We start from the raw sequence: 12,200 nt of genomic DNA, 5'->3' as shown, positions 1-12,200 counted from the left end.
GCTTAGTTATTAACAGGGAACCTTAAATCTAATAATATGCAAGCAATAATTCTGGCAGCAGGAATGGGTAAGCGTTTGGGTGAACTTACCAGGAATAATACGAAGTGTATGGTTAAGGTCAATGAAGTTACTCTTATAGACAGGGTACTTTCACAACTGGCCAAACTGCATCTGAAGAGGGTCGTGATTGTTGTAGGATATGAAGGACAGAAGCTGATTGATTTTATAGGTGACAGATATAGCAGTGAAGTGAAGATTGAGTATGTTCACAATCCGGTTTATGAAAAAACAAATAATATCTACTCGCTGGCATTGGCTAAAAAACAATTGCAGGAAGATGATACTCTGCTGATTGAGTCGGACCTTATATTTGATGATAGTCTTTTCCAGATGATTATTGAAAATCCTCATCCTAACCTTGCTCTTGTGGCCAAATACGAGACGTGGATGGATGGTACAATGGTGCAAATAGATAACGATTGTAACATTGTGAACTTTATACCCAAGAAAGCTTTCAATTATAATGAAGTAGATTCTTATTACAAAACTGTAAATATATACAAATTCAGCAAGGAGTTTTCCAGAAGTTATTATGTTCCGTTTCTGGAAGCATATAGCAAAGCACTAGGTAATAATGAATATTACGAACAGGTGCTACGGGTAATAACATTGCTTGACAGGACTGGATTAAAAGCACTTCCGCTGACTGATGAGAAATGGTACGAAATTGATGATGTGCAGGATCTGGATATTGCTGAGACAATATTTGCGGAGGAGACAAAATTGCAGATGTATCAGAAAAGGTATGGAGGCTACTGGCGTTTTCCTAAACTGATTGATTTCTGTTACTTGGTAAATCCTTATTTCCCTTCTCAGCGAATGAAGGATGAATTGAGGGCTAACTTTGATACGTTGCTTACTGAATACCCATCGGGAATGTTTGTTAATACCTTGGTGGCAGGAAAATATTTTGGGGTGAAACAGGAATATGTAGTTGTGGGAAATGGAGCTGCTGAACTTATAAAAAGCTTGATGGAGAGGTTGGAAGGTTATATTGGTATTACTTGCCCTACTTTTGAAGAATATTCCAATCGGATTGTGAAGGAGAGAATTGTGCAATTTATTCCTCAGAATCCAGACTTTTCTTATTCGGCAGATGATTTGATCGAATTTTTTACAGGAAAAGAACTATCGTCACTTTTACTCATTAACCCGGATAATCCGTCGGGTAATTATATCTCCATGGAAAATGTACTGTTACTAGCTAATTGGGCTAGTGAGGAAAATATAACCTTGATAGTAGATGAATCATTCGTGGATTTTAGTGATGATTATTTGAACAATACTCTTTTGAATAATGGTATTCTCGAAGCATATCCAAATTTGATTGTAGTGAAAAGTATCTCTAAATCTTATGGGGTTCCCGGCTTGCGTATTGGCGTTCTTGTTACTGCCTGTAAGACATTGATTGATTGGATGAAAAAAGATGTTTCTATATGGAATATAAACTCATTTGCTGAGTTTTATCTTCAGATTTTTACAAAATATGAAGATGACTATAAAATGGGATGTGAAAAGTTCCTGATAGAAAGAAGACGTTTTTTTAATGAATTGCAGACTATTCCTTTTCTTAGAATAATTCCCTCTCAGGCTAATTTCTTTATGTGTGAGGTGGTATCTTCGTTTACATCAAAGGAATTAGCTAATGTTTTACTAAGCAGATTTAATATTCTTATAAAGGATTGTGGAACTAAATCTGCCTTCTCAGGTACAAATTATATTCGGATTGCTGTTAAAAATATATCGGATAATGACAGGCTGCTTCGAGCTTTGAAATTACTTTAATCGGGCTTCTTTTGAGTTTTTATTTATTTTTCTGCTTGTTATTGGAAGAAATTAATTGTTTTTCAGGAAATGGAAGAATTTCGTTTGCTGGTTTAAACAAATCGACCTTAATAAGATCTTTCTGACAAACAAACTGAGGGAAATAGCGAATAAGGAAAAGAACTACAGGAATCTCAATAAAAGCCACAAGAACAACCAAGACGGAAGTTAACAACCAACCATTTGATATAAAAGAAAGAAATCTATTTAGAATTAGCAATATAAACCAATGTGTACCAAGTACAATAATGCTGTACCGACCAAGGAAAGAGATAACTGGAACCTTTCTATTGATAAGCTTGGCCATGAGTAAAACAAATAATGTTCCGCTGATAGCTGTTGCATAAAACGAAATAAAATCTCCTTGATAAGTGTTAGTAACCAATTCAATTTTTTGAGCCAGGAAATAAACCAGCCCGGCTAGCAAAACCAGAAAAACAGGAATAAGACGATCTGATTTGTTTGGGATCAGAAAATCAGTCTCTTCCTTAAAAAAATAACCTAAAAAATAGAAAGGTATTGCTGTAAGACTTGTGTCGATCCACAAAGGTAAGTTGATGTGATAGATTCCTAGCTCAAAACCACAGATCCCTACTGTGAAACAGATTACTGCCATTACTACATTTCTTGCACTTTTATTCTTTATATCCAGCTTATCAGAAATAATGATGAGCAAGTAGAAAATCAGAGAGGTGTTAAACAATGTCATCAGAAACCATAATGGAGGATTAAGATAGACAAACTCTTCTCGAAAATTGACTGTTATATCTTTTAGAAGTTCTGAAATAAGATCGAAGCGACCTTTTATAAACCAGCCTGCTACATAGAGGATATAGGCTGTTATAGTGAAAAAAAAGAATGGAATAACTAACTTATTGACTTTTCTTAGAATAAAATTAATTAATCCGGCATATCTCTTAAAAAATAGACCAGATAAAAAAAAGTATAATGGCATTCTGAAAGACCCCAACATGGTATTTATTTCGGTATTGTTCAACGGACCAAAGGTGTGACCTAAGATTACCAGTAATATGCAAAACCCTTTTGCCAGATCAATATATTCTAACCGGTGTTCCATTTGTTTTCTGTTTTTGGTTAGGAGTTTTATACTATAAATAATAAATTAATAACAAAACATGATCTGTATTTGTTTAATAAATAAGGTATTCTACTTAAACTGTAATTTTATGAGAACTAATTTTAAAACGCTGCTTTTGATACTTTTTGCGGGTCTTAGCAATAATGATTGCAGGGATGATGCTATAAGTATTGAATATACAAAACAGATTCCCAATAAGAGTGTTACTTCTAGTATCATTTTTGAAGATAATTTTGACAAGAATGGAATCCCTGATAAAAACAAATGGCGGTTTTATTATCGGCTGAAAGATGATGGATGGGGCAACTGGTTTTCTGAAAGCTATGATCAGGCATACGTAAAAGATGGGGTGCTGGTATTGAAGGCTGAAAAGGTTGGAAATGTTTATAGAACGGGAGGCTTAACCACGCAGGATCTTTTTAAATTTACTTACGGAAAATTAGAAATTAGAGCAAAATTTAAAACATTTGAAGGTGGATCTCCTTCCTTGTGGATATTAAATACAACAGGCCAACCCATAAATGGCGAAATAGATTTAGCTGAACAGTATAACAATGATGATTTTGTTTATCATACTGTATGGAATAACTACACGCTAAAGCTGAAACAATATGATCCTGTAAATAAGACAACGGTTAAATATAATGTGAATGAGTTTAATGTGTATGCCATTGACTGGACTAGTGAAAAAATTGTTTTTTCCGTTAACGGTATAAATACCATGACTTATCCGAATATGCATCTTGCCAATGAAAAGGTTATGGGACAATGGCCTTTTAATAAACCGTTTTATATTCTGATTACTTTTCCTGTAAGTCTTACAGGAGTAAATGACTCTGAATTACCGGGATATATGATGATTGACTGGGTGAAGGTTACACAATAGGCTAAATGTGCAGGAGAAACAAAAAAATGGCAACAGAATGAATGGGTTTATCTGTTGCCATTTTTATGTGGATATATTAATATTTATAATGCTACCTTGAATACTTTTCCAGTGACCATAATTAGATAGATATGGTTTGCAGGAACATATATGATGGTCGTTTCATCTGTTACCCTGATACTTTGAACAAGAGCTCCGGTTACATCATAAACGGAGATGATATCACCAATGTTGGTACCTTCAACAATGATACCTCCCTGCACAGTGTAAACCTTTATGGAATTAGCTTCGAGCTGTGGTACAGAAGTTCCTTCTTCATTTATATATTTAAAAGCACTCCATCCTGTTGCCGATTTATAGCTGGAATAGCTTCCTTTTGGAACATATACAATGCATGTACTTGTATTTACAGAGGTGAAAGTGGTTGTTGTGGCAGATGGCGCAGTGGTTCGGTAACTGTGTATGCTTGTTAATCCTGAGCATAAACCGAATGCTCCGGAACCAACAGAGGCGACACTGGCCGGAATAGAAATTGTATTGAGGCTTTTGCAATTATAAAAGGTGTTTGCTTTGATAGAAGGTGTTTTATTACTAAGTGTAGCTGAGACTAACCCTTTACAGCCATAAAATGCACCTTCACCTAGTGAGTTTACATTATTATTAATAACTACAGATCCTAAATCTTCGCACCATTCAAAAGCATAGTCTTCTATTCTGGTAGTAGACTCTGGCATGGTGTATGAAGCCGATTTAGCATTGGGATAAGCCAATATTGTAGATTGATCTTTGCTGAAAAGTACTCCGTCAATATCGCAGACTATGGGATTTGCACTGTCGACAATGAATTCTCTTAATCCGGTACAGCCCGAAAATGGACTCTTTCCCAATTTGGTTACACTGGCTGGAATGGTAAATGAGGTGAGTGAAGAACATTCAAGAAATGCATGATTGCAGATTTCGGTAATGTTGCCAACCGTAGTTATGGATTTTAGTCCGGTGCAATAGGCGAATGCCAAGGTGTCAATCTGAGTTACACCACTTGGAATGGTGATACTAGTGAGCCCTTGGCAGTCCTGAAACGCTTGGTTTCCGATAGCAGTAATAGTTGTAGGAAGCACTAAAGAGGTTAAACCACTCATACTATAAAACATACAAGGAGGGATCTTGTTGTTTTCTACATAGATGTTTCTGCCGAAATAGAAGAATCCTCCTTCTACCGGTTTCGCTTGTGCAATATTTAGTTTTGTTAATTTGGCCATTTCGTGTAATGTGCTAATATCCCATCCATTAAATGAACCTATCAGAGTTAAATCTGTTACAACATCTTTCTGATTTCCCAGATAATAACTCAGAGCACCACCGGTAGTGTTTAGAGTAAGCTGAACTTCCTGAGCCCTGATTCCCCAATTAAGAAACAGGCTGAATACGAATAAGGTGTATTTGCAAAGAGTAGTTGTTTTCATAATAAGTTGGTTTTGGAAATTAAGTTCAATGTGTAGATCTTGATTTTAAAACAATCTCTTATTAAAGAACAACTTAGTATGAAATTAGTTTCTTAAAAAAAAAGAAGATAGATTAACAGGTTATATTCATATGCAAAACGGGAATTGCTCATTATTTGTGAAATAATGAGCAATTCCCGTTTTTGCCAATTAAGTAAGCAGTTGAAATCTTTAGTTTTCCTGAGTAATTTTTACCCAATCGATCATTACATATCCAGGTAATTGGGAATCATTGATTCCAGAAGAACTGATAGGGAATGTAAGTAAAACATTAAATGCTTTATTAAAAGGCCATTGTCCTTTTGTTGATTCGTCTGATAAATGTAAGTTAGGATAGGTCATTGTCACTTTTCCATTTACATAGAATGTCAACTTCTCTGGTGTCCAGTCTAAAGTGTATGTGTTGTAATCATCCTGAATAAACTTAGCTCTATATTGGCGTACAGGATCATACTGTTTCAGATTCAATGTATAGTTATTCCATACAGTGTGGAATACGATATCTTCATTGTCATATTGTTCCACGAGATCTACTTCTCCGTTAACTGGCTGGCTTGTTGTATTTAATATCCACAAAGAAGGAGATCCTCCTTCAAATGTTTTAAACTTTGCACGAATTTCTAATTTACCATAAGTATATGAGAATAAATTTTTAGTCCAGACTCCACCTGTTTTATAGGTGCTTCCTACTTTTTCTGCTTTCAGTATAAGATTTCCATCTTTCACATACGCCTGGTCATAGCTTTCCGAGAAATAATTGCTCCAGTCACTTCCTGGAATTCTTGGATATAATGTCCATTTGGTTTGATCGGGGATTCCATTTACATTAAAATCATCAAGGAAAAGGACTTTTTCATTTGAAGTAGCTTTTGTGCTATCGTTTGTGCTGATGTCTGTCTTTTCTCCTGTGTTTGTGCTAAGCAACTCATCTGGTGCTTCATTTAATACGGAATTTTCACTACATGCACTGCTGATAGCCACCGTAAATGCTATCAACAATAAAGTTTTGAGGTTGATCTTCATAAAAAGTTTATTGAGTAATTAATTTAAAATAAGATTAATGATTCGTGATAAATAACTTCTCTGCAAAGATACGACTGAATGAGCTATAAATTATATGAATATACATAAATTAGTGATTATTAGTGTTTTAAATATTCGCTTTTGTTTACGCAGTTTTAAAGATAGATGTGTGATTATTATTCCTGAAACAAAAAAATGGGGCGACAAATATGATGTTATGAGTAACTTTTAGAAATAAAATAATTGTATTTCTAGATTTTTGTTTTTTCATAGTTTTACATAAGATTAGTGAAAAAATATCAGATTTCAGTTGATTAAAAGACAAATTCAGGTGATTAGGGAAATAAAGCATGGATCTGTTAATTGTGTGTTGATCTAACTAGCTATTATACAGATTGCTAAAGTTAATATGAAAATGTGAATTTATTTTTTTCTAAACATCTAAAAGTAATAAGAGATTTAAGAACCAGGAGAAAATATTTGTGTTTCAGTATAAATAGATCTAAATAACCTCTTTATAATAATACATAATTAGAGATAAGCATTCGTATTTATATATTCCTGTTTCTTGAAATAATAAGAAAATGTGTTTGTCAGATTGTTTTTTTATTGTCGAAATTTCTGTGAAGTCAGAACAATACGATGAACTTGAATGTTATAAAGCTATAATTTATTAATTAAAAGCTAAAAGTGAGTTAATTGTATTTTTTTATTTTAATGTTACTACACTTGTTAGTGACCACCTTCTGCATATATTGAAGAATCGTAATTAAGAGATTTTATTTGTGTATAAATGTTAGTAAACTTAAAAATAATAGTAATATGAAAGCTGTTATTCTGGCAGGTGGATTTGGCACACGTTTGAGTGAGGCTACAACCTTGATTCCTAAGCCTATGGTAGAGATTGGGGGGAAACCTATTTTGTGGCATATTATGAAAATATACAGTTATTATGGAATTAATGAATTCATTATCTGTTGCGGATATAAAGGGTATTTGATAAAAGAATATTTTGCCAACTATTTCAGACATAACAGCGATATGATAGTTGATCTCTCTAATAATAGGGTGAAGACTTTGACAAACAATGCGGAGCACTGGAAAGTGACGATGATTGATACAGGGCTGAATACAATGACGGGAGGACGTATTAAGCGTATACAAAAGTACATTGGAAATGAACGCTTTTTGCTTACTTATGGCGATGGAGTTTCGGATGTGAATATTACAAAGACAATAGATGAACATGTAAAAGCTGGTAAGATTCTCTCTGTAATGGCTTTTCAACCAAGTGGCCGTTTTGGGGCATTAGATATAGCTTCTGATGGTATAGTTAACTCTTTTTTAGAAAAACCAGCAGGAGATGGTGCATGGATTAATGCCGGATTTTTTGTTTGTGAGCCAAAGATATTCGACTATCTGAGTGGTGATGATAGTGAAATTTTTGAAAGAAAACCGATTGAAAAAATTGTTGAAGAAGGGCAATTACATGCTTTTAAACATGATGGCTTTTGGAAAGCAATGGATACGCTCAGAGATAAAACTGAATTGAATACTATATGGGATTCGGGAGCTGCACCCTGGATGAGTTGGTAATAACTAGATAATTATGTACTTATGTTTGGAAATGTTTTCTCTGGTAAAAAGGTCCTGATTACTGGTAATACCGGTTTTAAAGGGACGTGGCTTTCTTCTTGGTTATTATTATGTGGTGCGGAAGTTTATGGCTATTCGCTGGATATACCTTCCAAACCGTCCATGTTTGAGCTGTTGAGTATGGAAGGAAAGATTAAGCATCATTTTGGCGATACTAGAAACAGAGATGAGTTGAATGAGTATATAAGAAACGTGAAGCCTGATTTTATTTTTCATCTGGCTGCACAAGCTATCGTTTCAATTTCTTATTCTCAACCATTTGACACTATTACGACTAATGTAATAGGTACAGCTTCTGTATTGGAGGCTTTGAAGGATATGGAGAATAATTGCGTTGCTGTATTGATAACTAGTGATAAAGCTTATGATAATGTGGAGTGGATATGGGGATATAGGGAAAATGATATGCTGGGTGGAAAAGATGTATACTCTGGCTCAAAGGGGGCGGCAGAGTTGGTTATAAAATCATATTGGCACTCTTTTCTGAAAGCAAAGCCAAATATAAAACTAGGAGTTGCAAGAGCTGGTAATGTGATTGGAGGTGGTGACTGGAGTGCCGACCGTATTGTTGTGGATTGCATTAAAGCTTTTTCTACAGGTCAATCTGTCGAAATTAGAAGTCCCAATGCTACTCGTCCGTGGCAGCATGTGTTGGAACCCCTGAGTGGCTATCTTCGTTTGGCTCAATATTTATATGAAGGGGAGGTACAGAGTGGAGAGGCTTTTAATTTTGGTCCGAGTGCGGAGCTTACTAAATCTGTTCTTCAACTTGTGAGAGATTTAGCAGCACAGTGGCGATTAGATGTAAACAAAGTGGTGAAGGTTACTGGACAAGTGCCGTTTGAAGAGGCTAAATTACTGAAACTTAATTGTGACAAGGCATTGGCATACTTGAATTGGCATTCTACACTACAGTATGAACAGACGGTAAGTTTGATTGTAGAATGGTATAAAGCGTTTTACGAAATGAAAAATATAAATATGTATGCTTTTACAATAGATCAGATTAATTATTATCTGACTGAGGCGCAAAAGCAGAAATTAAACTGGACAGCATAGTATGGAAGGAGTAAATAAATATCCATTAAGGCATATAATGGTTCCCAAAGGAGATATCTATCATGCATTAAAGGCTACGGATGATGGATTCAGGGGATTTGGTGAAGCCTATTTTACCCGAATACGTCATGGTGAAGTAAAAGGATGGAAAAGACATAATAAAATAACGCTAAATCTGGTGGTAGCTTTGGGATGTGTGAAATTTGTAGTATATGATGATAGAGAGGATAGCCCTTCGAAAGGTGAATTCTGTGAGTTGATATTATCTCCTGATGACGATTATTGCAGGTTTACACTAGCCCCCGGACTTTGGATGGCTTTTACAAGTATAAGTGAAGGTGAATCGATTGTGCTTGATATTATTAATATGCCTCATGATCTGAGTGAAACTGATAGTAAGACTCTGGATGAAATTCCCTATAAATTTGATGGTTGATAGCGACAAAAATTACACATTAAATCTTCATAAAATGAAAACGATATTGTTTACTATGCCTGTTTTTAAGGGAGAGACTTTTGATTACAGACTAAATTTATATAAAAATGATCTATATCCCGGACATCTTCTTTTTGGAGCACCTGAGTTGAGTGACATGGGATATAATGTAATTTACAGTTCACCAAAGGGATTTTTAGAAATAAACGGGCGTTTGTCCAAATTAAGATTCCTTATTAACTATACCAAAGAGATTCTGAAGAATAAATCTGTGGACCTGATTTATTCCTCGTATCCTGAAGGTCTGGATTTAATTATTTATCTCAGAGCTCTGAAACTATATTCAAAAAAAATGATAATCAGACAGCAATGTACTATACAGAGAAAAAAGGGTCTATTGAATACTTTCAAACAAAAAATGTATTTTAAAGGTATTGATAAATTGCTTTTTTTTGATACCAAATCGGCTAAAGATTCTTTGGCTTCTGGGATAATTTCAGAAAAACAAGTATTTGTGGATAATTGGGGTCCAGATGTTGCTCAGTATAAAAGAATTATTAATAATGCTGGGGTAAGAGAAGCTAATAGAAAGGTTACATTTATTTCCACAGGTAAGGATAGTAGAGATTATGAACTCATGTTTGAGGCATTTAAAGACCTGGAAGTTCCATTTGAGCTTTATCTGGTAGATGAAAAATTAGTAGAAAAATATAGTGGAAAATCGGCTAATATTCATGTTCACTACTTGGAATCGGGCAAAGATTCTCCTCAGATAGCCTTAAAAGCTACTATGAATGCAGATGTTAGTTTACTGATTTGCAAACCTACACGACCAACCAATAGTGGATTCACTGCTTTGTGTGAGGCGATGGGACTAGGTATGCCAGTGATAGTTACTAAAAACCCTTACTATTCTATTGATGTGGAAAAAGAACGAATGGGATTTACTGTTCCTATTGGAGATGTGGAGGCTTTGCGTAAGGCGGTTATGACTTTCTACAATAATCCTGAGATGGTAACGGAGTATGGTAGGAATGCTAGAAAGTATGCAGAAGAAAAATGTAATTCCCAGATTACGGCAAATATTCTTGATAACTTGTTTCAAAAACTATAGAAACAGATGCCAGACGAGAGAAGTAGAAGGATAGCAAAAAATACAGCTATGCTCTATGTTAGAATGATTTTTATAATGTTTGTCTCATTATATACATCCAGAGTTGTATTGAGTACTTTGGGCGTTTCAGATTACGGTGTATACAATGTGGTAGGTGGCGTAGTTTATATGTTCTCTTTTCTGAATGCAGCAATGACCAATGGTACTCAACGATTTCTTTCGTACGAACTTGGAAGAGGTGATATATCTCAATTAAGAAAAATGTTCAGTATTACACTTTCCATTCATATATTTATTGGACTGGTTATTGTGATTCTCGCTGAAACTATTGGCTTATGGTTCCTGAACACTCAACTAAATATTCCTGCTGAAAGAATGATGGCGGCTAATTGGGTGTACCAGTTTTCTATTCTTTCTTTTTTGATTTCGGTGATCCAGGTTCCATATAATTCATTAATTATTGCACATGAACGTATGAATGTGTATGCTTATGTAAGTATAATTGAAGTAATATTAAGATTGTTGGTTGTATTTATACTTACTCAGATTGATTATGATAAGCTTACACTATATGGTTTTCTTTATTTTTCAGTAACTCTTATTGCTGCTGTTATATATGCAGTTTATTGCAAAATTAAATTTAGTGAATGTACCAGCCATTTTGTATATGATCATTTACTATTTAAAAGATTGCTAAGTTTTGCCGGATGGAACTTATATGGAAATGTGACTTGTGTAGTGGCCGCCCAAGGGGTAAATCTTATTTTAAATATATTTTTTGGACCAGTGATTAATGCAGCCAGAGGTATTGCTTATCAGATAAGCAGTTCAATATATGGCTTTGCAAATAATTTTCAGATGGCGGTAAATCCTCAAATCATAAAATCTTATGCTGCAGGTGAGAATGAATACATGATGAACCTTATTTTTCGGAGTGCCAAATTTTCTTTCTATCTACTATTTATAATCGCCTTGCCGATTTTTATTGAAGTAGATTTTATATTGAAGATATGGTTAAAGGTAGTACCCGAGTATACTTCTTTATTCTGTAGGTTAATTATTATAAGTGGCTTGCTTGATGTGTTTTCTGGGCCTTTACAAACAGCTGCAAATGCTACGGGTAAAATTAAACTCTATCAGTTTACTGAAGGAACGATTATTTTGTTATTAATGCCTTTGTCTTATCTTCTTTATAAATTAGGGTTTGCACCGCAGGCTACATTTTATGTGGGCATATTGATCTCGATAGCTTTGCAGTTTGCACGTCTAATGATATTGAGAGGTCTGATTCATGTGGATATGAAACATTTTGTAATGGATATCTTTTTTAAATCGCTATTTGTTGGCTTTTTAGCATCTCTGATTCCATTTATGATCAAAGATCTATATGTAAATGAAGTGATACGCTTCTTTGTTGTGTGTTTTTTTAGTGTAGTTTCATCGTTTACTGTTATTTATTTTTTAGGGCTAAATAGGTCTGAAAAAATATTTGTGAAGGAAAAAATGAGTCAAATTTACACAAAATTAGAAAGAAAATAAGA

General features: G+C 34.5%; 10 protein-coding genes. 7 read left to right on the top strand and 3 right to left on the bottom strand.

The annotated features are described in order from the left end of the window. Nucleotides 1-36: 36 nt before the first annotated feature. Nucleotides 37-1,845, top strand: a complete 1,809-nt coding sequence (locus BUC21_RS03565; protein WP_073399276.1) for an aminotransferase class I/II-fold pyridoxal phosphate-dependent enzyme — start codon at nucleotides 37-39, stop codon at nucleotides 1,843-1,845. Nucleotides 1,846-1,864: 19 nt separating this feature from the next. Here BUC21_RS03565 and BUC21_RS03560 read toward each other — a convergent pair whose 3' ends face one another. Beyond that, nucleotides 1,865-2,962, bottom strand: a complete 1,098-nt coding sequence (locus BUC21_RS03560; RefSeq protein ID WP_073399275.1) for an acyltransferase family protein — start codon at nucleotides 2,960-2,962, stop codon at nucleotides 1,865-1,867. Nucleotides 2,963-3,071: 109 nt separating this feature from the next. Here BUC21_RS03560 and BUC21_RS03555 point away from each other — a divergent pair, with 109 nt between their 5' ends. Next, entirely contained in the window at nucleotides 3,072-3,869 is a 798-nt protein-coding gene (locus BUC21_RS03555; RefSeq protein ID WP_073399616.1) for a glycoside hydrolase family 16 protein, read from the top strand. An 83-nt stretch (nucleotides 3,870-3,952) separates the two neighbouring features. Here BUC21_RS03555 and BUC21_RS03550 read toward each other — a convergent pair whose 3' ends face one another. Together BUC21_RS03550 and BUC21_RS03545 are read right to left on the bottom strand one after the other, a co-directional pair. Continuing rightward, the gene (locus BUC21_RS03550; RefSeq protein ID WP_073399273.1) at nucleotides 3,953-5,332 is read right to left on the bottom strand and encodes a leucine-rich repeat domain-containing protein; all 1,380 of its coding nucleotides are present in this window, start codon (nucleotides 5,330-5,332) and stop codon (nucleotides 3,953-3,955) included. Nucleotides 5,333-5,542: 210 nt separating this feature from the next. Next, on the bottom strand, nucleotides 5,543-6,394 hold the full coding sequence (locus tag BUC21_RS03545) for a glycoside hydrolase family 16 protein (protein WP_073399271.1): 852 nt from the start codon (nucleotides 6,392-6,394) through the stop codon (nucleotides 5,543-5,545). An 822-nt stretch (nucleotides 6,395-7,216) separates the two neighbouring features. Here BUC21_RS03545 and rfbF point away from each other — a divergent pair. The 5 genes from rfbF to BUC21_RS03520 are packed head-to-tail and all read left to right on the top strand — an operon-like array spanning nucleotide 7,217 to nucleotide 12,198. Beyond that, nucleotides 7,217-7,990 carry a glucose-1-phosphate cytidylyltransferase gene (rfbF, locus tag BUC21_RS03540; RefSeq protein WP_073399269.1) on the top strand — a complete coding sequence of 258 codons (774 nt, stop codon included), beginning with the start codon at nucleotides 7,217-7,219 and terminating at the stop codon, nucleotides 7,988-7,990. 21 nt (nucleotides 7,991-8,011) lie between these two features. Further along, nucleotides 8,012-9,109, top strand: a complete 1,098-nt coding sequence (gene rfbG / locus BUC21_RS03535) for a CDP-glucose 4,6-dehydratase (RefSeq protein WP_073399267.1) — start codon at nucleotides 8,012-8,014, stop codon at nucleotides 9,107-9,109. A gap of 1 nt (nucleotide 9,110) precedes the next feature. Next, nucleotides 9,111-9,545 carry a dTDP-4-dehydrorhamnose 3,5-epimerase gene (locus tag BUC21_RS03530; RefSeq protein WP_073399265.1) on the top strand — a complete coding sequence of 145 codons (435 nt, stop codon included), beginning with the start codon at nucleotides 9,111-9,113 and terminating at the stop codon, nucleotides 9,543-9,545. A gap of 34 nt (nucleotides 9,546-9,579) precedes the next feature. Beyond that, nucleotides 9,580-10,659, top strand: a complete 1,080-nt coding sequence (locus tag BUC21_RS03525) for a glycosyltransferase (RefSeq protein ID WP_175550468.1) — start codon at nucleotides 9,580-9,582, stop codon at nucleotides 10,657-10,659. Between the two features lie 6 nt (nucleotides 10,660-10,665). Continuing rightward, nucleotides 10,666-12,198, top strand: a complete 1,533-nt coding sequence (locus tag BUC21_RS03520) for an MATE family efflux transporter (RefSeq protein ID WP_073399261.1) — start codon at nucleotides 10,666-10,668, stop codon at nucleotides 12,196-12,198. Nucleotides 12,199-12,200: the final 2 nt, after the last annotated feature.

Source organism: Bacteroides luti (genome assembly GCF_900128905.1).
GTDB lineage: Bacteria > Bacteroidota > Bacteroidia > Bacteroidales > Bacteroidaceae > Bacteroides > Bacteroides luti.
This window is presented reverse-complemented; position numbering and strand designations above follow the sequence as displayed.